Consider the following 23,066-nt stretch of genomic DNA (forward strand, 5'->3'; position numbering starts at 1 on the left):
TATCTTTTACAACCTAATCAACTTCGTAATTCAACTGTTAAGAACACGAATCCCCCATTCTCACGAACATCTCCAAATACTAAAGGTACGCGAGATGAAAAAATGGGTCCGTCGACAACTACTGTATGGAATTCTCCGTTTTCTCCACATGAGTCGATTCCGAGTCCTTCTAACTCATCCATCAATTCTTGTGTAAATGTTCGCCCTATATATTCTCCAGGCATCATGGTTGTATTTACAACGACAATCACCGCTTCAAATCCTACTGCTAGTAATTCTTCCAATATAGAGCGACGTGGTTCTTGCCATAGTGGATGAATCGGAATAATATCCGATTTCGCACACGTTTTTTGTACCCATTCCAAGTGTCCAATTAAATCGATATCACCGAAGACTCCATGCGTGATGCCCGCTTCTTTGCATTCGTCCATAGCATGTATAAACTTTTCCTCGTAATCGTCCCATCCCGCTCCACGAATCATTAATGGTACATTTAAACGAACTGCCTGGGCTTGTACTACTGCAAATGGTAAGGCATGTGACTTTGAAACTTCCCCATCTTCTTGAAACATTGTGAGTAATCGTTTCGGTGCCATTCCTGCCTGAACCGCTCGGTAATAAGCCATAGCAGAATCTTTCCCACCACTCCATGAAGCAACAAAGTTTTTGTTTTTCATTTTTACACTCCCACTTCCGAGCCATTGCGTATTTCTTTTGCTTCTATATTGGAGGCTTTCAAAATCACACGGACTTGCTTTTTATAAATAGTTTCATATTGATAGGTCCACTTGAACATTCGACTGTATATTAGCCAAGTTGGGGTATAACTCGATTTCTCAATCCCTCTTTTTTGTAATATAAATCTTCGTGTGATTCGATAGACTCTGACGTATATTTTAGGGTTTAAAAAAAGGATTTGATCGGCTTGATCAAACGTTTTCATTGACCAACCCAGATGTGCCCCTTCGATAATCCAGGAAGGTTGGCTTAATATCGAATCTAACTTGGCATTTCGTACTTCTTCAGTGTTTCGTAGGTCTTCACCAAAACTCCTTGTCCACACGACTTCATCCAAAGAATACATAGGAATTCCTTTTTGTCTTGACAGCTTTTTCGCAAGTGTTGTCTTGCCACTTCCTACAGGTCCAATAATACGAATTTTATTCATTTGCCCACTCAATCTGGTTATCACCATTTCCTACAACTTGTTTCATATTTTATCCTCCTTACATCTTTATCTATAGTTGTTATACTTGTGTTTAGGAAAGGGGCAAAACTATGGAATTAAAACGTGTTGTATACGGTATAATCATGTCGATTTCGCTGATTGTAGTCCGATTGATTAATAAATATCTTTACGATATGCCTACATTGGCATCTTTTATTTTCCTCATTTTGATCATGGTAGTCAGTTATAATTTGGTCGATCGTTCATTATATTTTGACAGACAAATTTCACGAAAAACATACTACTTATTGAATACGCTCATCGTTACATTATTAATTGTAGCTTTTTATACTATCAAATCTTAATTCCGTACTGAGAATTCTTTTCTCTTGTGCGGTTTTTACCATTTATGCTGGCATCGGGGTGTTCGTTGGCGCGGCAAAGCCTTCATTGTAAGTTTGATCGATAAACTCACGAATCTCCTTCAACGACTTACCTTCTTGTGTCATTTGGATGGATTGAATTGCAATCTGTACACAAACTTGGCAACGCGTCCCATGATCATCCCAAATAATCGAACCATTTTCATTTACTTTATCGATAAAACAGTTCTTGTTACTCGTATGTCCAGCACTTTCCCCACAACCACAATAGCAAGGCATCCATTCCAATATTTCGTGTGCTTTCCCAGCTGCCTGATACACCAGTTTCATTTCTTCGGTTTGATTCTCCAAGAATGAAGGCAGTACATCAGCAGATGCAGTTTGTTCCTGTAAATCCACATTTGGTGTATGTGCTTGATGTCCTTCATCATGTCCGTCATGTTCATTTTCTTTGCTTGAACAACCTGCGATCAATAATGCACTAATACATAACATAATAAACCACTTTATTTTCATTTAAATACTCCTCCAACACACTGACTTCAGTGAAATCAGCCCTTTGATAATTTGTCCTCAATGGAAATAGCCTATTTAATAATAGGTGTTTGTTCTTGATAAACCCAGTCCATGATAAATCGTTGTTGGTGTGAATTTAGATTAGGTGGCAAATTTTGCTTATCGAAGTAGGCATGTGCACGTGTTTCTTCGCTTTTTTGAATGAGTTTCCCCGTGACTTCAGATGTTATAAAAATTAGCTGGATACTATATACCTGATTACCATTTGCATATTTTGCAAATCCTTCTTGCCCAGAATATACACCGAAAAAATCTAAATTCCCAATAACTAAACCGGTTTCTTCTTCAGCTTCTCTCCTTGCAGCATCTTCAACTTTTTCTCCTAATTCTAATACACCGCCTGGAATGCACCATACATCTGCATCTGTTCGATGTTGCAATAAGATTTGATTGTCTTTTTCGATAATCACGCCACATCCCACAGTTAACAGTGGTTCATTACCTATCAACTTTCTCATCGTTTTTATGTAGTTCATCTTAATAAAATCCTCCAATAGCAAAGAAGAAGCCTGGTTTGCACCAAGCCTTCCTCTTTAATGCCATTTAAATTTTTGTTCATGTAATAATTTCAGGAATGCATCCACTACAATTGGATTAAACCGGAAAATTATTTCGATAAATACGGTTTGTTGTCATCGCATCGAATGAATCTACCACTTATACAATAGATGCTTCCAGTGAAATTTCATCCCCTTTAATCCGTGTAGATACCTTTTCCATCATAACGTTCATGATGATCTTCTAAGATAAATGGGAATATCGAATCCACTCTTCGGCATGACCAATATCTGAACGGTGTAAAGATGGCTTTTCTTTTATGTCTTTAACCTGTTCCCGTGTAAGTGTCTTAGGTACCTCCACGCTTGACGTTCTTATACATATAACTGTATCTTCTTTCAATTCTTTTGTCATTATTAATCATCGCAATTATTTGAATTCTTCTCTATTCCGCTTAATTCCCCATGAAAAAGCTCTCCAAATTATTGGAGAGCTTTCGTCATTAAAGTGGCAAGCGATTATCTTTCTTTTCTTCTTTTTCCTTATCTTCCATTTGGTAAGAGATCCGGTCTAAAGTTGGGCGAATCGTGGACTTGCCAGAGAAATTTTCCAACATTTCTTTGACATCGATTCCCGAAGATGCTTTTAACGTTTCTTGTAAAGTGGCCATCAGATTAGTTGCATATGAAGTAACCTTATTTGCACCGCCACCTTCGCCGCCGCCAGTATCAACAACCGTAATTTTGTCGATATTTGCTAATGGGCTCGCAATTTGTTTTGCATATTCAGGCATCATGCGAACGATCATATCAAGAACTGCAGCTTGACCATAATGTTCAAATGCTTCCGCAAGCTTTTGTTTCGCTTCCGCTTCAGCTAGACCTTTCAGACGAATAATATCCGCTTCTGTTACCCCTTGTGCACGCTCAGAGTCAGCTTTAGCTAAACCATCAAGTCGTACACTTTCCGCATCGGCTTTGGCTCTTGCTTCGATTCTGTATTTTTCTGCATCCGATTCAGCGATTACACGGGATTTCGCAGCAGCTGCATTTTGTTCAATTGCATAACGATCTGCATCTGCTTTCTTTTTCACTTCAGAATCGTATTGTTTTTCACGACGCAAAATTTCTTTTTCTTCAAGTTCAATTTGTTTCTGCCGCTCAATAATTTTAATTTGCATTTCCTGTTCCATTACTTCTTGTTTGGAAACCGCTGTCTGAAGCTCGTAGGCTTGGTCAGCACGAGCCTTGGCAACATCCTGCTCACGACGATATTCAGCTACCTTCAAAAGATTTTCTTTTTCTGCTGCGGCAATTTCTGTGGCACGTTCAATTTCGGATTGCTGTGCTTCTTTTGCCGCTTCAGCTCGCTTAATTCGTGTTTCCTTGTCTGCTTCAGCTGTGGCAATGTCTGCGTCACGTTTGACTTGTGCGATACGCGGTTTACCTAGAGAATCCAAGTATCCATTTTTATCTCGCACATCTTTTATTGTAAATGACACGATAATAAGTCCCATTTTCGCTAGATCTTGAGATGCAACGCGTTGTACTTCCTGCGAGAATTTATCTCGATTCTTGTAAATTTCTTCTACAGTCATAGAACCTAAAATTGATCGTAGGTGGCCTTCCAACACTTCTTTTGCTTCATTTTCACGATCTTCTTTTGACTTCCCTAAAAATTGCTCAGCGGCAGTTGCGATTTCTGAAATTGATCCGCCAATTTTGATAATCGCGGTTCCATCTGCCATAACCGGAACGCCTTGCTCTGTATACACTTCAGGTGTGGTTACTTCTAATTTACTTGATAACAAACTAAGTGGTGCTGCTTGCTGGAATATAGGAAGTAAGAATGTACCTCCACCACGAATAATTTTAATTCGATTTCCAGAATCATCTGTATGCACGGTTTTGGAGCCTAGATAACTACCTGTTACGATAAGTGCTTCATCTGGACCTACTGTTCTGTACTTTGTAATAAAAACTCCAATAATCGCCAATAATACGAATGCAACAATTCCTACAATAACCCAAATTCCTAATTGCATGTTCATTCCCCCATTTTCTACTTTTTATTGAAATCAAAGGCTTCATATTCTCGAACTAAAAACGTACCTTCTTTTACATCAATCACTAAAACTTCTTTGCCATAGTCGATATCCTCATTATCGTAACCAGTCGCCCGTTTATGCAACAAACCACTTACTGAATCAATGACAATTTCGCCAAATCCATTTGATGGAATCGGGGTAATGACTTTTGCTACTTTTCCGGCTAAAGACTCATCTGTATAGGCTAACGAAACTTCTGCTGATGACATGGGGAGTAAGACGAAAAAATATAACAGAATATCTACAATAAGACCAACTACAACACTAGCAGCTAAAACTAAAAAACTATTCCAGTTTGTTAATACTTCCAGCACATACCCAGTAGCAGAGGTAAGTGTAACGAAAGCTAACAGAATGGCCGGATTTAAAAATGGTATACCTTCTCCGATTCCTTCTACGACATCCCCGAAGAAAACATACAGGATGGTTGCAGCACCCACTATCAGTAATACATACAAATAAATTTGTTCTACCGACATGACAGTCACTCCCATTTCAGCAATTCTTTAGTGATTACTAGTAGTTACGAACCAATATAAGAAAAGTTTCATTTTTCAATTAAATATTTTTTTGATGGAACTTTTTCTAGGCTGAGTATATGTAAGAAATTACACTTACAATACAAAAGCACATATGTCACTCTAACTAAGAGTCTACACATGTGCTTGTTCATCAATTATAACCGAGTTCCCCGTAAGGTTGTTTTTCAGTTAGCCATTTCTCTTTAGCTTGCGACAGTTCCGACTTAACTTGGTAGGTAGATTTCCCTTCTGTTTTGAAGGATTCCAACACTTCGAATGTAAATGACTCTTCTCCAAATGAATTCCAATCATTTATTAAGTCTTTATTCAATAATGTTCCGAATTTCAATTGAAACAATAATCCATTTAAACGCTTTATATTATTCATAGCTTCTATATATACTTTGCCATTTTTGGTATTTGTTACTAGTAGTACCCCAGCTATTGGATACTCTTCTTTTGCTTGTTGTTTCAATTCTTTCTTTCGAGTATTTTCCCCAATTTATTCTTCCTTTCTCCAATAAGCAGAACCATCCGTTTCACGTACCAAGAAGTGATACATAATTAAATATCGTCTAACAAATGTATGGTCATCAAACGCTTCCTTAATTAATTCGTTCACTTCTTTTTCTTTATAGATTTTTCCAAATACAAATTTTTTCACGAGTTCACATAGAACAATAAATCGATGTTTTTCCTGTAATTTAAATGTTTTAAGTTTCCCATCTTCAAAGTTTTTCGCTATTACAGCTTGATATTCTGTATCAGTAATGGTGAATGGTTTTTCATATAAAACAATTTCCTCTTTCGGATGGCTTCGAGCTGTTTGTTCTTCCTCGATCAAGCTCATTAATGAAGCTCATTAATGTTAGTAGCACCTTCGCTTGTTTTTCCTTCTTTTTCAATGAAAAACGATGATTGCGTACTGTTGATGCACTGCCTATTTGGAGCACTTCCTGAATTTCACGATCGGATTTACCTTCAAACATTTGTTGCATCACAGCTTTATGCTGTTCCGATAATCCTGTAATCTCTTTATCTTGTTCTATTAAGTAGGAAAATACAGAACCATGTTTTTCTTCAATATGCAGTTGGATAAATTTATATGCCTCAAAAAATTGTTTTTCTCGTTGATATACCATGCCTTTTTCAATTGACTTTCCACATAGTAAGCATGTAAAAGCCTTACCGCTTTCGGTATAACCATTTTTTATTTCACTTAACGTTGAGTCAAATAAATTCATTTTGTAGACACCCTCTTTTTATGTTTACCTTTATGTAAACATTATAACATTATATCTACTAAATAATAAAGGTTAGCGTTTCATTCAAGATGGGTATTATATATTCAAAGACTAGAGATTGAATAGTCGTAATAATATGAGTATTTACTATAGTAATAATTAAAGGTTGCATGATTTAGGAATCCTAATGTTACAGCAGTGTAAAGTTTAAGTGGGTAATGTAAAATATGTTTTTATTTCCTAAAGGTTTTGATATGATGTTTGAGGTTATTTGAATAACCAATTCTATTTAAAGTCCAGGAGGCTTTCTATGTTTAGTCCAAAAAAACAAGATCCTTTTTTCACTTCTTTACTCAACATCGCAGAGATCGTGAAAGAAGCGACGCATTATGCAGATGATTTTAAAATTAAAACCGTTCCAGATTTAAAAGAACTAAGTATTAAATTAAAGAATTATGAAACGGAAGGCGACAAATTAATTCATGATTTGATTACAAAATTAAACAAATCATTCATGACGCCAATCGAACGTGAAGATATACTTTATTTAGCCAATAAAATGGATGATATTTTAGATGGCGTTGAAGCTTTCGCAGCGTATCTTGAAATGTATTCATTGATTGAAATTGACGACTCTATGCGCACTTTTTTACATTATATAGTGAAAAGTACAGACGAAATCGTTAAAGCTATGGAATTACTAGCAAACAAAAAACTTCTTCAGATGCGTGAACATGCCGTATTGATTAAAGAATACGAACGTAAATGTGATGAAGTATTGCGTACTTCCATTAAACAGCTTTTCTTAAAAGAAAAAGATCCAATTCGTATCATTCAGTTCAAAGACATTTACGAACAGCTTGAAGACATCGCAGATTACGCTCAAAACGTGGCAAACACGATTGAGACAATCATCATGCGTAATGCATAGGGGCGAATTTAGATATGGATGCAATACTTATATTAACGATTCTTGTTGTCATTTTCGCACTAGGATTTGACTTCATTAACGGCTTTCATGATACGGCAAATGCAATAGCGACATCTGTTTCAACACGTGCTCTTCCACCACGAGTTGCAGTATTGCTTGCAGCTGTCATGAACTTCATTGGAGCACTGACATTTACCGGAGTTGCGAAAACAATTACAAAAGATATTGTGGATCCTTTCGCATTACAAAATGGTTCCCTAATTATTTTAGCAGCACTTTTATCAGCAATTGCATGGAATTTAATCACTTGGTATTTCGGAATTCCATCTAGTTCATCTCATGCTTTAATTGGATCAATCGCAGGTGCCGCTGTTTCCGCGGCAGGGCTAGGGATACTAAATTACACTGGATTCATTAAGATCCTTCAGGCTTTATTGATTTCACCTTTTTTAGCACTTGCTGTCGGTTTCTTGATGATGTCATTGTTTAAAATATTATTTAAAAACAACAATCTTTATCGTACGAATAAAGGCTTCCGTATATTCCAAATCGGTACAGCTGCTTTACAATCTTTCACGCATGGTACTAATGATGCACAAAAAGCAATGGGGATTATCACGATGGCTTTGATTGCTGCTGAAATGCAATCAACAGATGATATTCAAATGTGGGTTCGTGTATCAGCAGCACTTGCAATGGGGATTGGGACATCCATCGGTGGTTATAAAATCATTAAAACCGTCGGTGGAAAAATCATGAAAATCCGTCCCATTAACGGGGCAGCTGCCGACTTGTCATCTGCATTGATCATTTTCGGTGCAACGACGATTCATTTACCAGTATCAACAACTCATGTTATCTCTTCTGCGATTATGGGTGTAGGTTCTGCTCAACGCGTAAAAGGCGTTAAATGGGGCGTTGCGAAGAAAATCATTATAACGTGGGTTATTACATTACCAATCTGTGCAGCTCTTGCTGCGATTATTTATCAAGTGCTTCATTTATTTTACTAATTGAAAATAATACCTCTATAAAAAGCTGCCACACTCAAGATATGAGCGTGGCAGCTTTTATTCTTTAATCAACAATCCAAGTGATTTAGCAAACCCAATCGCTTGTTCAGTCGAAACAGTGCAACCATCTAACTTATCAATGGTCACGGTCAAGTCTTCATATGTACATGTACTTAAATCAATATTTGCTAAACTAGTGTCAGTGAAGTTGACACCGTCCAACTCACATGTATTAAATAGCACCTTTTCAAATGCACATTCAAAAAAATCCGCTTTATTTAAGGATGTGTTCTCAAATTTCACTTGCTTGAATTTACTAAAGCTAAAAGCAGCATAATTTGCAACACACCCATTCATAACTACATGACCAAAACGACTTTGCGAACATTGTGCTCCAACTAATTTTGAGTGGTGAAATTCTACTCGGTGAAACACAGAATCGCCAAAATCCACGTTAGACAAATCGCAGCGTTCAAATTTACAATCGATAAATTCCACTTGTTCAAAACGTGTTTCGACAAATGATACATCATGAAAATGAATTTGATCAAAGCTGATTTTTCTTTCAGGTAACTCAAATACATTCCATTCCGACACCATTCCCCGGGAAATAAATCGTTCTTCTTCCACCTCAATTAGAGTCGAAACATCCAATTTTTCAAGTCGTGATGGGATTTTCGGCTTATCTAACTTCAAATTCATGCACCTCTTCTTGTCAAAATACTAGCCATGGATCAAGTCGATGTAAGGCGATTTCACTGCCTAGACAACCATAATTCAGCAAATATATACATGAATCAACATTACTCAGTAGATTCGTCACTTAATATTTTCATGCTATTCGCACTTGCTTTTCCCGGAAAGGATTTCTCTATTTGATTGTATTTGACCTGTACTCGATCAAACTCTCTTACACTTTGGGTTTGATCAATTGATAACGAAAACCATATCGCATCTTTGACCCCTTCAAGCATTTCTTCTTCAGTTTTACCTTTGAGTTCAGTTTCATTTTTTCCACTGATAACCAAAATTCGTGCATTTTCTTTTTTCGCGACGATTCCTTCGATCGACGATGCGTGTCCCCTTTGGGTTTCATTATTTTGAAAGAATAAGGTAATGGACCCGACTACGGCTGATATGGCAATCAATGCTATTACCACAATTAATATGACTACTTTGTTTCCCTTCATATGACTCATCCTCCCCGCTTAATTCGTATGTACTTTTTTTGATTGGCTTATAATTAAACAAGTCTGTTCTTTAGCGTATTTTTACGCTTCCCCGCACGCTTCGCATGAGCCAAGAAGCCTGAAAACCACATACTGGTTAGACCATTCTTCACACTCTTGCGGCTTGCTCCTGCACAGCTTGTCGCAGAAAAGATGTGCTAGGCTCAAAATTCATGACATCAACAGCCTTCTTTAACAAAGCCTTTAGTTTAAATATAATAACATCTTTTACTAGTATATCTGTATTTGCTCTTTTCTCGAAACAAAAAAGAGCTAGAAAAGTTTCTAGCCCTCAAATGTATAGCATAATCGAATCATGTCGCGGCATAACAATCCATTTTCATAAATAGGTTCATCGTAATTACGGAGAAAGTAATCGAAATCAACCCCCTCTATACGAAAACCACACTGTTGATACAACTTTAGTTGATGAATACTGGAATTACCTGTACCAATTTCAAGTCTTGCATATCCTTGATTAGACGCTTCTTGGATAGCATGAGAAATCAATTGTTTACCTAACCCTTTGTTTTGGTAAGGTTCTTGAATCGCTATGTTCATAATTTCCACAACCACTTTATGTGTTTCTTTTAACACATACACCCCTAATATTTTGCCAGAATCTTCCCCCACATAAATGCTTCCACTCTTCAAATACTCTTCCACAATTATTCGAGAAGGATCTGCAAGGGTTAATAATTCCCATGGAGGGGTTTCACTCCGGTTTAATTTTCGGATCTTCATCATTATTTTGAAGTAGTTCGGAATCCTTCAGCCAATAGGTATTCTTCAGCTTCATCAAACGAACCGTAGCTCTCTTCCAGGTTATGGGTATGATAAATATTCCATAACGCGTCCTCTTGAACAAGTTTCAACTCTTGTCCATCGCGATTTACCCAAATTTGTTCTACTACCGCGACCTCTGCATCTTCATCAAACTGTTCTTCCTCAGACAGGATCCCGATTGAGTCCGTTATCATTTCACGCAATTCATCCTCGGACACATCACGAATGTTAAGCATTCCTTTATTGTCTGCTTTGTATTTCTTTAAATCTCCTACAAATACAAAACCGTTGCCGTTTGGGTGAAGATGATAAATAACGGTTTTCTTGTCGTATAAACTACCTTCGAAATGATAGTTCACACGTTTTAACGAAACTTCTTTTTTTGATAATTCAGGGAATGATTCAATAACTTCTTGTTTTTGTTCAAAAGTTAACATAAATTGCCTCTTTTCAAATAAATTCTTTGTGTCATTATATCACATTAGCGAGAAACATTTTATTGACACACTAATGCAATAACGACTATAATCACTGTCATATATGAGAGCACGTTGATAAGGACTAGTAAAGAATCGTTCATTTTTTTAGAGAAGGTGTTGCGTGGTGAAAGACTCCTAAAAATGACATCTTGAACCTACCTTTGAGTTCGAAGTCGAAAGATTTTCGCGGCGACAGTCGTTATCATGTAAGAGTGTGAAGCTTTGCTTCAAATGAGGGTGGTACCGCCAGTAATTGGTCCCTTATTTGTAGCAGGGCTTTTTTTATTCTAATTAAGGGGTGTCTCACATGAAAAAAGAATTTGTACAAAGTGTAACAGCGATGGATGATGACTTCGCTCAGTGGTTTACAGATATCGTAACAAAGGCAGAACTTGCCGATTATTCAAGTGTTCGTGGCTCGATGATTATTCGTCCTTATGGCTATGCGATTTGGGATAATGTGAAAGAAGCATTAGATGCAAGAATCAAAGCGACTGGACACGAAAATGTGTATATGCCATTGTTCATTCCTGAATCTTTATTGCAGAAAGAAAAAGATCACATTGCTGGATTCGCACCAGAAGTTGCATGGGTAACGCACGGTGGCGATGAAAAGTTAGCAGAACGTCTATGCGTACGTCCAACATCCGAAGTATTATTTTGTGAGCATTTCAGCAACATTATTCACTCATATCGCGACTTACCAAAGCTTTATAACCAATGGTCAAATGTCGTACGTTGGGAAAAGACAACACGCCCATTCCTTCGCACATTAGAATTTTTGTGGCAAGAAGGACATACGGCACATGCAACAGATGAAGAGGCTCAAGTCGAAACCATTCGCATGTTGGATGAATATGCACAACTCTGTGAAGAATGGTTAGCGATTCCTGTAGTAAAAGGGCAGAAAACAGAGAAAGAAAAATTTTCAGGTGCTAAATCAACCTTTACAATCGAAACTTTGATGCATGATGGAAAAGCACTGCAATCCGGAACTTCTCATCATTTTGGAGATGGTTTCGCTCGGGCTTTCGATATTAAGTATCTTGATAAAGAAGGCAAACAACAATACGTTCATCAAACTTCATGGGGCTTTACTACTCGCATTATCGGTGCCTTGATTATGGTACATGGTGATGATCGTGGACTAGTTATGCCTCCAAAAATCGCTCCAACTCAGGTGATGATTGTGCCAATCGCTCAACACAAAGAAGGTGTTTTAGATTACGCATACGAGTTGAAAGATCGTTTAGCTGGTGTAGTGCGAATTGGAATCGATGGCAGCGATAAAAAACCCGGATGGAAATTTAACGAGTACGAAATGAAAGGCATTCCAATTCGTTTAGAAGTAGGACCAAAAGATATCGAGCAAGGGCAAGTTGTGCTGGTTCGTCGTGATACCGGCGAAAAAATCATCGTATCTGTTGATGAATTGGAAACGAAACTTCCTTTATTACTTGAAGAAATACAGCACGATTTATTCAATAAAGCACTGACCCATCGTGAAGCACATACATCCACTGCCGTTACATTTGATGAATTCAAGACGGTTTTAGTTGAAAACCCAGGTTTTGTGAAGGCCATGTGGTGTGGGGACGTTGTATGCGAAGAGTTCATAAAAGAAGAAACAACTGCAACGTCACGTTGCATTCCATTTGAACAAGAGAACTTGAGTGATACATGTGTTTGCTGTGAAAAACCAGCTGAAAAAATGGTTTATTGGGCAAAAGCATATTGAAATCGGAAAAGTCTTCCCACGATTGGATGAGGGAAGACTTCTTTGGTGTTTTTTGGGATAACTTAATCAACTTTCGTGCTGACTTGATCAACTCACCATAAGCCCCTTCAAAAAATCCACATCTTCCGGATAGCTCATTTCCAACTGATCTATTTCATCAATGGATTTCCAGGCTATTTCAAGAATCAGTTCATCGGGATCTTGTACTGTCAATTCTCCGCTGACCACTTTCACTTGAAAATACTGTAACTCAAATTGAATACCATATTGTTCATTCAATCCATTTTTGTCACGAAGTTTAGCGATGACTTCGACTTTCAATCCGGTCTCTTCTTCAAACTCTCGTATACAACATTTTTCAAATGTCTCGTTGCCCTCTAGTCCACCTGAAGGGACTGTCCATTTCGGTTCTTCGTCAGGAGCAGCTTGCAGGACCATTAATAATTGATTGTTTTCATTGATGCACACGCCCGCTGCACCTTTCCATTTAAACATCGAAGTTCCCCCTTACTGATTTAAACCCACTCTTATTTTTTCAATGTCTTCCAGCACGATTGCTAAATCTTGTTCGCTGTTCATTTCAGGACGTGCATGACGAAGTACCGGACGCAACGACTACACGGAATGACCGATAGCTTTGATACATTCATACCTAGGCACCATCCCATCCATGTATGAAAATCATGCGTGGTGTCTTTATTGTGAAAATAATAGGCATGTTCGATCCCAAGTACTTCACGCTGTGCTTTTCAAATTTTCGTTAATGTTTGTATGTAATCCATTTGTTCTTCTTCTGTCAATTCGTCCTAGCTCTTAAAGTGATGCTATGATGCGAGAATGACTAACCCTTGAATTGGATAGGCAACACAACATCTTGATGGGCATGAAAATTTATCGTTTCAAAGATGACCCCACTCTGTGGTTCAATCAACCGCTTGTCAGCGCACAACTGAGACATTCCACTTCCACGGTTTGTCCATTTGATAACGCAATCGTACTCATGAAGTTCTTCCATCCTAATGTTCGTAAATCATTTTGCGTGTCATGCCACCATCTATAACTAAATTAATGCCTGTCACAAAATCGTTTTGGGGATCCGTTAAATAAAGACATGCTTTTGCAATATCTGAAGGTTTCCCTACCCGTCCCGATAAGTGTTGTACGTGGTCAATATCTCGAAGTTCACTGTAATCGCCCGTTTCAATCCACCCTGGAGAAATCGCATTTACTGTTATGTGATGTTCTGCAAGAGATGCTGCTAAAGCATGCGTGATTGCCACAATTCCACCTTTTGTTGCAGCGTATGCTTCTGTATTTGGTTCAGACATGGTTGCTCGCGTCGAGGCGATATTGACGATTGAGCCACCCTTTTCTTGATTTCTCATTTGCAAAGCCACTTCACGAGAACATAAGAAAACACTTCTTAAATTGGTATTGATCACGTCATCCCACTCAGAGATCGTTAAATCGAATAGCGGCTTAAAATCACTCTTACCCGCGTTATTGATTAGAATATCAATCCGTCCAAATTTGTCCATGGTTTGCTTGATTAAGTTCTTGATGTCTCCTTCTATTCGCACATCCGTTTTGATAAACAAACTACCCACCAGCTGTTCACTTACTTCTTTTCCTGATTTTTCATTGATATCAGCAAGAACGACTTGAGCTCCTTTAGCTACATAGGCTTCTGCAATGCCACGGCCGATCCCGTGAGAGGCACCAGTCACAATGACGACTTCTGATTGATTCATTTAATGTACCCTCCTCTAAAATTAAATTTTCACTTGTTGTTCTAAAGATTCTTACAATAGGTTTATTGAAATATGATACCATTATTTATTGTAATAGAAGGAGGAAGAAATATGACACAAATCCACCCGGATTTAGAACATTTTAATCCAGTCACTGTAATCGGTGCCGGTACAATTGGGCTATCGTGGGCCACTTTGTTCTTGGCACACGGATTGACAGTGCGTATATACGATCCACGTCCAGACTTAAAAGAAGTAGCCGATCATCATTTTGATTCAATTGGATCTACTTTGACATTACTCAACCTCCCATCCAGTGGTTTTGAATCACGGTTATCACTTGAATCTGATTTACAACAAGCTGTGACTGGTGCAGCTGTCATACAAGAAAATGGCCCTGAAAAATTAGTTCTAAAACAAACCCTTTTCGCTGACATTGAAAAATATATTGAACCACATACACTATTACTGTCATCTTCATCGACGATTCCAGCAAGTGACATATCGGCATCCATGAAAGACAAGAGTCGCATGTTAATTGGTCATCCATTTAACCCCCCACTTGTCATGCCATTGGTCGAAGTAGTACCCGGAAAATCCACTTCCAAAGAAGCGATTGAAGATGCACTTGTGTTTTACAAAGCGCTTGGCAAGGCACCTCAACACATTCAGAAAGAGGTGTTCGGCTTTGTTGCAAACCGTTTGCAATTTGCGATGTTGCGTGAGGCCATGTATTTAGTGGACGAAGGCGTTGTCGCGATGGAAGATGTTGATGAAATTGTGAAAGACTCCATCGGTTTACGGTGGGCTGCAGCTGGCCCGATGCTCGGCATGCATTTAGGAGGTGGCCAAGGGGGCATGGAATCCTTCATGCGTCACTTGGGACCGACGATGGAAAAGAGTTGGGCAGTACAAGGAAATCTGATATTAGATGAGGAGACCATCTCACGTTTAGCGGCGAAATCACGGGACTCATATGGGTATGCCACGATTGATGAACTTGCACATACACGCGATCAAAAACAAATGGCGATCCTTAACTTGCGATCTTAATTGATATCTATTTTAAACTAATCTGTTGTTTATCGTGCATTTGCGCTAGCCGCAAATGCACGATCTCGTTTTTTATTCAATATCAACTGCATTCTTTAATATAGCCAATAAAAAAAGACTGCCTCGATTAACATTATCGAAACAGTCTTTTCCTTATTCTAACTCTGGAATCACCAATTCTTTGACAGGCAAGAATAATTCACCAGTGTTCAAATACGTTATGTTGATTGAATCTCCCGCTTCCAAATAGATGGCAAGTGGGGAAACTTCCGTTGATACTAAATAGTTCGTTCCGTCTTCCAACATGAACGTCACGAGCGTAAAATCACCAACTCGTTCTTTATAAACACGTTGCACTTTGCCAATCATTTTCACTTCGTCTGCATTCGAACTTCCATCTACACTGCTGCCACCACGTTGCAATGCTGTTTTATATAATTTCAAAGCTTCATTCGGTGTATTTGCAAAAGTAGATATTTCCGGGTTTGCTGCAGATACAATAAAGTAGTTTTGCAAGAACCCATTGGCATCAAGTACAGGCGTTAACCAGCTGGCTTCCCCATAAAAATTATAGAGGATTGGCATTTCACCAGACCATTTTTTCTCGATGAATTTCTTTTCAATGATTTGCAAAGCACCTTGTGAATCCATATATGATTCTTCCAAGTTCCCTGTGTAATATGTCGCTGCACCTGTTCTGGCATTCGTTAAGGAATAGCCAAGCATGGAGTCGACACCTTCTTTAGGACTCGTGAAATCGGTAAAATAAAACATGATTCCGTCCTCATTGAAGATTGGGCTAACATTCGCTTCTGTTCCTTCATCAGATGGAAGTCTTACATCTTTTTTACCAAATAGACTATTCCAGAAACCATGAATATACTTTCCGAAATAACTATTTTGCAGGCTGACCACTTCTGGCGATATAGCTCCATCTATGAAGGATGGTACTTCTTCAAGACCATATGTTTTAATATCTCCAGATCGTGGGTTAACCACTGCTACTCCCGTCACTTCAAAACCGTTTCGTCCAGATACGAAATGACCAAATGAACGAAGATAATGCGGTTTTCCTTCATCATCGATTTCAAGCTGCATGTCTCCACGGAAAATTGTCTCTGGCATTTCTAAGCGTAAATGACGTTCGACATTTTTCTGGAAGAATGAAGATGGTGTATACGTCATTTCTGCATCAATAAATTTTGGATTATCAGCTGAATCAGTTGCACTCATCGTAAAGTAACCTGGAGTCGTATCTCCATTCATCCATTTAAAGAATCCAGAGAATTCGACAGGTGCAATATAGACAAATTCATCATTTACTTTTTGTATTTGCAAACTTCCCAATTCATAGTAACTGGTGTTCGGAACTTGCCCGAATGCTTTTTTCATTTTATTACGTACAAATTGCGGCGGTACGCTTGCCGGTGTTTTTGTTTCATCGAATGCTTCAATTTCAACTTCTTGTTTCATTTGTGCAGAATTGAATTTTTCATCTGCATTAAAGAGAGTGGCACTCAATAGATATCCACCAAATACTAATGAAGCTAGGAACAGCAGACCTTTTACTAATCGCTCTTTACCTGTTGATGTGAATGTACCAATACCTGAGGCAATGATTGCTAATAGCCATAGTGCGGATAGATTTCGATCTATGTTGGTTACATAATAGATAACAAAAAGTACAATCATTAGGACAACGGCTGTGCCGATTATTCCAGATAAGATGCCTTTACGTTTTTCCTTTGGTAAAGTCAGCGGCGTGATGAAAAGTGCGGCAACTATGGAAACGACTAAACTATAAAGAATCGTTAATCCCATGTTAATTCCTCATTTCTTTTGTTGTTGTACTTTAAATACGAGTGAGTTTGATAAAAGTTTCATTGAAATTGTATTAGAGATCTTCCTATCGATAAAAAAGTGACTGCTAGCCCGTAGCAATCACTTTTTGAATGTAGCTTTTGAAGTTGTTTGCAGCAATTCCACGTACTTCTTCTTCCGAAAAATGCTCTCTTAAAGCTGAGACCACATGTTGCGTATCTCCAGCATCCTTTAGCTCTTCGATAAACACGGAAATTCCATCGAAATCCGAACCTAGTCCAAGATGCTGAACACCTACTAGATTTGCAAAATGTTTGATATGTGCGATTAGGTCTTCTAGTTTCACTAATTCCCCACCCGCCTTGATAAAATGAGGATAGTAAACTACGTGAATATGACCTCCGGAATCCACTAACGCCTTTGCTTGTTCATCGGTTAAGTTTCGTGGATGGTCACATAAACTGCGTGCATTGGAATGACTCGCTACAAGGTGTTTAGCGACCTTTATTACGTCCCAAAAAGACTGTTCATTTAAATGAGAAACATCCACCAAAATATTGCGTGCATTTAACACGTCCACGACTTGGCGACCAAAATCCGTTAAACCTAAAATAGGTTCTGCATCTGCACCATGGGCAATTGCATTTGCAGGATTCCACGTTAGTCCCACAAGTTTAACGCCTGCATCTAGCACAGCATGCAATTTACTTAAATCTTCCCCTATCGCATCCGCACCTTCAAGTGTCAGCACGGCACCAATTTGTCCGTCAGCCAGTACGTCTATCTGCGACCAATCCGTTATGTGAACCATCTCTGGATTTGGAGCTAGTACTTTGGTATGGAATAATTCAATTTGACGAAGTACCGCCATGAATTTGTCTTTTTGAGGGATTTCAGGTGAAATGAATATCGCAAAAAACTGCACATGTACCTTGCCCGCGATCAGTCTCATCTTATTTGCCTGAAGCAAATCAGCATTTTCATATGACAACGGTTCTTCCATTGTTGCTAATTTGTACAATACATCACAATGTAGATCGATGACTTTCAACACGTTCACCTACCATTCTAAACTCATATATATTTCATCTATGTATATATCTCCAGATTTCATCGCATTCGTTTCGTAACCGAATTCCCTAAAACCCGTTTGTTCATATAATCGGATTGCAGGTTCATTGGTTGCTACAACTGTTAAATTGATCTTTTCCACATATGGTAATTGCTTGGCTTGCTCAATAATTGCTTGTAAAAGAGCCATCCCAATTTTTCTCCCACGAACTCTAGGTGTTACGTATACAGCGAGCAAGTTCACACGATGACGTAACTTAATTGCCCCCTCACTTGATAGAGTCATCATGCCAACTAGTTCGTTTTCGATAAATGCACCATGTGTTGAACTTCCTTCCGCATCCAAATTGTTAGCAACTCTTTTTAATGGGTCCACTCTAGTAATTGCATCTTCATATGTAGTTGCAAAAGCTTCCGGGTTTTGTTGAAGGGCTTCGAGCCTGAGTTTCCAATAAGCTTCAGCATCTTGACCTGTTAACTGACGAATTTCCACGTTACAACCCTCTATTCTATTGGTAGTGATTTGATTTGCATCCATTTGGCAATGGCCCGTTCATCTGATCTATTGATTGAGGAAAGTGTCTCAATTACTCGCTCAACTCGTTCTTTTGAATGATTTTGACTTAACTTCGCTTTCCCTTCAATCGAATCAATGGTAACCGTAAAGCCAATGACACCTTTAGATAAAGAAGCAACATATGTTGGATCTACGTCATCCAAAGAATAGGAACTCGCCGGATCTTCATATTTTTCCGTTAACTCCACCATTGACTGCCAAAGACGTGGATCTTCATCTGTTAGAAGGTGAACTTTCCCTTTCACATGAACCGTTACATAATTCCAAGTCGGCACCGTTTCTTGGGATTCGTACCATGAAGGTGAAATGTAACAATGGGGACCTTGAAATACCACTAATATTTCTTGGCCTTCAAGATCGACCCACTGTCGGTTTGCTTTCGCAAAATGCCCGATGAGTTCCGTCTTATCCTCACTTAACAGCAACGGAAGATGTGTTGCCGTTAATGACCCTAGATGGTTCGAAGTAATTGTCGCAAATCCATGGTTGTTTATGACTTCATGCATTTCTTCATGACTCTCTATCTTAAAATATGTTGGGATGTAAATAATCAAAACCTACTTTCTCGAAAATTTTTCCCCTTTAAGAACCTAAGTATCGAGTAGGTAATTGCGTTTCTTTTTCTTTATCTACACGATAACCATACGCTATTGGACGAGAGCTAACGACATGCTGCAACTCCCCATCGATGAAGTGAAGAGCCACACCATCATCTGCTGCAAATCCACTTCCAAGACTTCCATTTCGAATGAAAGATTGATAGGCCGGTCTTCGATTCTCTTCCCCGTCATAATGAGGACAATGGCTGCCTCGGAGAATACCCAGACAAGAAATCGGTTCGAGCCCAGAACCATATGAATCTGTCACACCTTGGTCAAACCAGCAAAGAGAACCTGCACTCAAACCAGCAAGAATTGTTCCTTTGTCATAAGCTTGTCGAATGGCTACATCAAGTTCCCATTCACGCCAAAGAGCCATTAAGTTTTTGGTATTTCCTCCACCAACATACAAAATATCTTGTTCTTGAATGAATTTATTGATATCTCGTGTATGTGGTTTAAACAAAGAAAGATGCGAAGGTTCACAATTCTCCTTATTGAAGAAGTTATAAAATCGCTCAATATATCCTTCTGCATCACCACTAGCTGTACCGATAAAACAAATTTTAGGTTTCTTGTTTGGTGACTGCTCTAAAATATATCGATCCAACAAAGGATTTTCCGGCTCCATGGAGAAACCTCCACCACCTAAAGCAAGTACTTGTCTCATTTCGTCATCCTCCTATTTGAATATGTTTTCATTCAAAACTATCGTGATGAGTTCATCTATTGAACCAGTACAAATTGTTATTTCCGGCAGGTGATAAAATGTGCTCGTTGTTGGCACATTCATCACTTCTCCGCTTGAATCGAATAGAAATATTCTCTTTTTCTTTGCAATAGCCATTCCAAGCTCAATATGAGTGCCCTTTCCACCAGGCAATAGGACCACAACTACGTCTGCAGCAACTACGGCTTGTTTTTCCAGCATCCCTATCGTTTGTAGTTCTTCGAGCGAGTTCGCCCTTTCATTTTGAGTCCAATCATATGTATGGTGCCATCCAATTTGCTTGAGTTTGTCAGACACCATTCTAACAGCTTCTTTGTTTTGTAAACCAGATGCAATATAAAAATTCATATCTGCTCCCCTTAGTTTTTCAAGACAAAATGTCACATACGCGACCAACTTGTCCATCTTCTAATCGGACTTTAATGCCATGAGGATGACGTGGGGAATTTGTTAATAAATCCTTCACAGTGCCCTTCGTCTTAACACCTGAGCGCTGATCCTTTTTCAAAATAACGTTTACTTCTAACCCTGGTTTTACTTCTGCACGGTTTTGACCATTCGCCATTTGTCTTCACCCTTTCATTTTTTTATTCTAGCATGATAAAATCACATATGGCACCAATATGGTACTTAATTTTCTGGAATTTTAGACAAATCAATATATTATCCACATAAAAAAGGTACCATGACAACTCCTTATTGTCATGGTACCTTTTTTGGTTGTCTTATTTGAAATAGGTCTCTAAATCATCGAGCATCAATTCAGCAGCTAAGTAACCACCTGCAGTATTCCAGATGACATCGTCCACTTTATATACTTTTTTCGCTTTTGCGACTTCAAGGTTTTGGAACAAAGGATCATTAATCCACTCATCTTCTAATTTTGTTGCTTCTTTATCACCAGTTTCATACGTAAAGTAGAACAAAATGTCGCCATCCATTGCTGGTATACGCTCTTTTGTTACACCCTTTTCTGCAAAATCAGGTAAGTCTTGCTCCTCAGGACGTGCAAAACCAAGTTGTTCCAAAATTACGCCTGAGAACGAATCTTTATGGTATATACGTACATCTCCAGCCATAAAGCGAACCATTGAAACTTCTTGTTGTGTTTGGTCACCTAAAGTTGTTTTTAACCCTTCGATACGATTGTTATAAGCATCTAATTTCTCTTGTCCAATATCTTCTTTATTAATTGCTTTTGAGTAAAGTTTAAAGTTTTCTTGCCAGTCGCCACGTAAAGTTTCAGCGAAGACCGTTGGAGCAATTTTGCTTAACTGATCGTACACTTTTTCCTGACGCATTTTGTTTCCTATGATTAAGTCAGGTTTCAACGCTGCGATCGCTTCCAATGAAGGTTCTGACTCGGTTCCTACGGATTTTGTATCTTTTAACTGGTCTGCAGTATGTTTATACCATGTATCTCCTGTAAATGCTTCGGCAGCTCCAACAGGTGTGATTCCCATAGCCAGTACCGCTTCTACGCCTTCATTCGTTAACACCACTATGCGCTTCGGTTCCCCTTCGATCGTTGTTTCCCCCATTGCATGTGTGACTGTGTAACTTTCTTCTTTTACTTTATCTTCACCACTTATCGTAGTTTTTTCTTCTTTTTTACCACATGCCGCTAAAAAGATAAGCATGAAAGCTATCAAAATAAGACCTATTTTTTTCATATTATTTCCCCCTTTTCACTACGTAATTGAGAATGAAAATCATTTACAATTAGTACTTTATATGCTACGATTTTATTTGTCAACAAACGATTAAAATATATGATTCAGAGGTTGCTTATGTTACATACAAATACCACCCGTGGATGGGGAATTGTTATTGGTACGACACTCATCCTTTTACTCATGAGTGCAAGCTTGGTATATGGATACACAAATACAACATGGATCGACGCATACTTAGCTTTATTTGATCCAACTACTTCAAATAAACATCTCATTATTCGTGACGTTCGGTTACCACGTGCGTTGATTGCAGCATTCGTCGGTGCGTGTCTTGGTGTCTCTGGTGCAATTATGCAGTCCATCACCAGAAATCCACTTTCTTCCCCCAGCATACTTGGTATAAATGCAGGTGCCAGCTTTTTTGTTGTGGTTGGGGTCGTTTTTTTGTCTGTACAAAGCCTGCAATCTTATATGTGGCTTAGTTTTGCAGGAGCAACTTTTGCTTTTCTATTGGTCTTTATCTTAAGCAGTACGGGTCGCGAGGGGCTAACACCTCTTAAATTAACATTGGCCGGCTCGGCAATTACCGCCTTATTCACATCATTTACACAAGGCCTTTTGGTCCTGAATGAAACTGCACTTGATCAAGTTTTATTTTGGCTTGCTGGTTCAGTAGCTAACCGACCACTGGAATTATTGTTTCATGCATTACCATACATTATTGTGGCTCTCTTAATTGTATTCTTTAGAGCAAAAGAATTAAATGTACTAAGTATCGGAGATGATGTTGCGGTTGGTCTTGGTCAACGAACTGCTTGGATTAAGTTTACTTTTGGTACTTGTGCAGTTGTTTTGGCAGGATCTGCTGTCGCTGTTGCTGGTCCAATTGGTTTCGTCGGTATTATTATTCCTCATTTAATCCGTTCACTTGTCGGTCTAGACCACCGGTGGATTCTTCCTTATTCCGCACTAGGCGGGGCAGCTCTTTTACTGATTGCAGATATAGGAAGTCGTTATGTCTTAATGCCGCAAGAACTGCCTGTAGGTGTAATGACTGCTCTTATCGGGGTGCCTTTCTTTATTTTCGTGGCACGCAGAAAGCTGGGGATCTAGCC

29 protein-coding genes and 1 other annotated feature are annotated in these 23,066 nt (G+C 38.7%); of the genes, 6 read left to right on the forward strand and 23 right to left on the reverse strand.

Annotation, left to right across the window (positions count from 1 at the left end):
- Nucleotides 1-17 precede the first annotated feature (17 nt).
- Nucleotides 18-677 carry a Dph6-related ATP pyrophosphatase gene (locus GY23_RS11405; protein WP_075619352.1) on the reverse strand — a complete coding sequence of 220 codons (660 nt, stop codon included), beginning with the start codon at nt 675-677 and terminating at the stop codon, nt 18-20.
- A gap of 2 nt (nt 678-679) precedes the next feature.
- A complete protein-coding gene (locus tag GY23_RS11410; RefSeq protein ID WP_084544125.1) occupies nt 680-1,168 on the reverse strand; it encodes a P-loop NTPase family protein in 489 nt (162 codons plus the stop codon).
- A 110-nt stretch (nt 1,169-1,278) separates the two neighbouring features.
- Here GY23_RS11410 and GY23_RS11415 point away from each other — a divergent pair, with 110 nt between their 5' ends.
- Nucleotides 1,279-1,533 carry a hypothetical protein gene (locus GY23_RS11415; RefSeq protein WP_075619354.1) on the forward strand — a complete coding sequence of 85 codons (255 nt, stop codon included), beginning with the start codon at nt 1,279-1,281 and terminating at the stop codon, nt 1,531-1,533.
- Nucleotides 1,534-1,575: 42 nt separating this feature from the next.
- On the opposite strand, the gene GY23_RS11420 is transcribed toward GY23_RS11415, so the two are convergent.
- The 7 genes from GY23_RS11420 to GY23_RS17835 form a co-directional block, all read right to left on the reverse strand.
- Nucleotides 1,576-2,067: a PCYCGC motif-containing (lipo)protein gene (locus GY23_RS11420; RefSeq protein ID WP_075619355.1), complete on the reverse strand. Its 492-nt coding sequence runs from the start codon at nt 2,065-2,067 to the stop codon at nt 1,576-1,578.
- Between the two features lie 71 nt (nt 2,068-2,138).
- Nucleotides 2,139-2,603, reverse strand: a complete 465-nt coding sequence (locus GY23_RS11425; RefSeq protein ID WP_075619356.1) for an NUDIX hydrolase — start codon at nt 2,601-2,603, stop codon at nt 2,139-2,141.
- 524 nt (nt 2,604-3,127) lie between these two features.
- Complete coding sequence (locus GY23_RS11430; protein ID WP_075619357.1) at nt 3,128-4,669, reverse strand: flotillin lipid rafts scaffold protein FloT; 1,542 nt, start codon at nt 4,667-4,669, stop codon at nt 3,128-3,130.
- A 17-nt stretch (nt 4,670-4,686) separates the two neighbouring features.
- Complete coding sequence (locus tag GY23_RS11435) at nt 4,687-5,211, reverse strand: NfeD family membrane protein (RefSeq protein ID WP_084544115.1); 525 nt, start codon at nt 5,209-5,211, stop codon at nt 4,687-4,689.
- 193 nt (nt 5,212-5,404) lie between these two features.
- On the reverse strand, nt 5,405-5,728 hold the full coding sequence (locus GY23_RS11440) for a GIY-YIG nuclease family protein (protein ID WP_245827649.1): 324 nt from the start codon (nt 5,726-5,728) through the stop codon (nt 5,405-5,407).
- Nucleotides 5,729-5,755: 27 nt separating this feature from the next.
- Nucleotides 5,756-6,103, reverse strand: coding sequence for a DUF2087 domain-containing protein (locus GY23_RS17830; RefSeq protein WP_084544116.1), 348 nt, complete (start codon nt 6,101-6,103; stop codon nt 5,756-5,758).
- A complete protein-coding gene (locus tag GY23_RS17835; protein WP_084544117.1) occupies nt 6,039-6,497 on the reverse strand; it encodes a LuxR C-terminal-related transcriptional regulator in 459 nt (152 codons plus the stop codon). Before GY23_RS17835 ends, GY23_RS17830 begins: the two co-directional genes overlap by 65 nt.
- Before the next feature lie 310 nt (nt 6,498-6,807).
- Between GY23_RS17835 and GY23_RS11450 the strand changes: the two genes are divergently transcribed.
- Nucleotides 6,808-7,428, forward strand: a complete 621-nt coding sequence (locus GY23_RS11450; RefSeq protein WP_075619360.1) for a DUF47 domain-containing protein — start codon at nt 6,808-6,810, stop codon at nt 7,426-7,428.
- A gap of 14 nt (nt 7,429-7,442) precedes the next feature.
- Nucleotides 7,443-8,441 carry an inorganic phosphate transporter gene (locus GY23_RS11455; protein WP_075619361.1) on the forward strand — a complete coding sequence of 333 codons (999 nt, stop codon included), beginning with the start codon at nt 7,443-7,445 and terminating at the stop codon, nt 8,439-8,441.
- A 57-nt stretch (nt 8,442-8,498) separates the two neighbouring features.
- Here GY23_RS11455 and GY23_RS11460 read toward each other — a convergent pair whose 3' ends face one another.
- The 4 genes from GY23_RS11460 to GY23_RS11475 all read right to left on the reverse strand — a co-directional run bounded on the left by GY23_RS11460 (nt 8,499) and on the right by GY23_RS11475 (nt 10,893).
- Nucleotides 8,499-9,137 carry a pentapeptide repeat-containing protein gene (locus GY23_RS11460; protein WP_084544118.1) on the reverse strand — a complete coding sequence of 213 codons (639 nt, stop codon included), beginning with the start codon at nt 9,135-9,137 and terminating at the stop codon, nt 8,499-8,501.
- Between the two features lie 107 nt (nt 9,138-9,244).
- Entirely contained in the window at nt 9,245-9,631 is a 387-nt protein-coding gene (locus GY23_RS11465) for a YobA family protein (protein WP_075619363.1), read from the reverse strand.
- 324 nt (nt 9,632-9,955) lie between these two features.
- On the reverse strand, nt 9,956-10,414 hold the full coding sequence (locus tag GY23_RS11470; protein WP_075619500.1) for a GNAT family N-acetyltransferase: 459 nt from the start codon (nt 10,412-10,414) through the stop codon (nt 9,956-9,958).
- 2 nt (nt 10,415-10,416) lie between these two features.
- Entirely contained in the window at nt 10,417-10,893 is a 477-nt protein-coding gene (locus tag GY23_RS11475; protein ID WP_075619364.1) for a hypothetical protein, read from the reverse strand.
- A gap of 105 nt (nt 10,894-10,998) precedes the next feature.
- Nucleotides 10,999-11,200: a binding site (T-box leader), on the forward strand.
- 42 nt (nt 11,201-11,242) lie between these two features.
- On the opposite strand from GY23_RS11475, the gene proS reads away from it, so the two are divergent.
- Complete coding sequence (proS, locus tag GY23_RS11480) at nt 11,243-12,673, forward strand: proline--tRNA ligase (protein ID WP_075619365.1); 1,431 nt, start codon at nt 11,243-11,245, stop codon at nt 12,671-12,673.
- A gap of 87 nt (nt 12,674-12,760) precedes the next feature.
- Here proS and GY23_RS11485 read toward each other — a convergent pair whose 3' ends face one another.
- Both GY23_RS11485 and GY23_RS11495 read right to left on the reverse strand, forming a co-directional pair.
- The gene (locus GY23_RS11485; protein ID WP_075619366.1) at nt 12,761-13,168 is read right to left on the reverse strand and encodes an NUDIX hydrolase; all 408 of its coding nucleotides are present in this window, start codon (nt 13,166-13,168) and stop codon (nt 12,761-12,763) included.
- A gap of 521 nt (nt 13,169-13,689) precedes the next feature.
- Nucleotides 13,690-14,424, reverse strand: a complete 735-nt coding sequence (locus GY23_RS11495) for a glucose 1-dehydrogenase (protein WP_075619367.1) — start codon at nt 14,422-14,424, stop codon at nt 13,690-13,692.
- A 111-nt stretch (nt 14,425-14,535) separates the two neighbouring features.
- On the opposite strand from GY23_RS11495, the gene GY23_RS11500 reads away from it, so the two are divergent.
- On the forward strand, nt 14,536-15,477 hold the full coding sequence (locus GY23_RS11500; protein ID WP_075619368.1) for a 3-hydroxyacyl-CoA dehydrogenase NAD-binding domain-containing protein: 942 nt from the start codon (nt 14,536-14,538) through the stop codon (nt 15,475-15,477).
- 153 nt (nt 15,478-15,630) lie between these two features.
- Here the strand turns inward: GY23_RS11500 and GY23_RS11505 are convergent, their stop codons facing one another.
- From GY23_RS11505 to GY23_RS11540, 8 genes are all read right to left on the reverse strand, one after another.
- The gene (locus GY23_RS11505) at nt 15,631-17,298 is read right to left on the reverse strand and encodes a hypothetical protein (protein ID WP_075619369.1); all 1,668 of its coding nucleotides are present in this window, start codon (nt 17,296-17,298) and stop codon (nt 15,631-15,633) included.
- 106 nt (nt 17,299-17,404) lie between these two features.
- Nucleotides 17,405-18,349, reverse strand: a complete 945-nt coding sequence (locus tag GY23_RS11510; protein ID WP_075619501.1) for a dipeptidase — start codon at nt 18,347-18,349, stop codon at nt 17,405-17,407.
- Between the two features lie 9 nt (nt 18,350-18,358).
- A complete protein-coding gene (locus tag GY23_RS11515; protein WP_075619370.1) occupies nt 18,359-18,862 on the reverse strand; it encodes a GNAT family N-acetyltransferase in 504 nt (167 codons plus the stop codon).
- An 11-nt stretch (nt 18,863-18,873) separates the two neighbouring features.
- Nucleotides 18,874-19,494: an FMN-binding negative transcriptional regulator gene (locus GY23_RS11520; RefSeq protein ID WP_075619502.1), complete on the reverse strand. Its 621-nt coding sequence runs from the start codon at nt 19,492-19,494 to the stop codon at nt 18,874-18,876.
- Between the two features lie 34 nt (nt 19,495-19,528).
- Nucleotides 19,529-20,215 carry a Type 1 glutamine amidotransferase-like domain-containing protein gene (locus GY23_RS11525; RefSeq protein WP_075619371.1) on the reverse strand — a complete coding sequence of 229 codons (687 nt, stop codon included), beginning with the start codon at nt 20,213-20,215 and terminating at the stop codon, nt 19,529-19,531.
- Nucleotides 20,216-20,227: 12 nt separating this feature from the next.
- Entirely contained in the window at nt 20,228-20,623 is a 396-nt protein-coding gene (locus GY23_RS11530; protein WP_075619372.1) for a nucleoside 2-deoxyribosyltransferase, read from the reverse strand.
- 19 nt (nt 20,624-20,642) lie between these two features.
- Entirely contained in the window at nt 20,643-20,840 is a 198-nt protein-coding gene (locus tag GY23_RS11535) for a YwbE family protein (RefSeq protein WP_075619373.1), read from the reverse strand.
- A 160-nt stretch (nt 20,841-21,000) separates the two neighbouring features.
- The gene (locus GY23_RS11540; RefSeq protein ID WP_075619374.1) at nt 21,001-21,948 is read right to left on the reverse strand and encodes an ABC transporter substrate-binding protein; all 948 of its coding nucleotides are present in this window, start codon (nt 21,946-21,948) and stop codon (nt 21,001-21,003) included.
- Between the two features lie 117 nt (nt 21,949-22,065).
- Between GY23_RS11540 and GY23_RS11545 the strand changes: the two genes are divergently transcribed.
- Nucleotides 22,066-23,064, forward strand: coding sequence for a FecCD family ABC transporter permease (locus GY23_RS11545; protein ID WP_075619375.1), 999 nt, complete (start codon nt 22,066-22,068; stop codon nt 23,062-23,064).
- Nucleotides 23,065-23,066 lie beyond the last annotated feature (2 nt).

Origin of the sequence: Paenisporosarcina indica, from assembly GCF_001939075.1 — a bacterium.
GTDB lineage: Bacteria > Bacillota > Bacilli > Bacillales_A > Planococcaceae > Paenisporosarcina > Paenisporosarcina indica.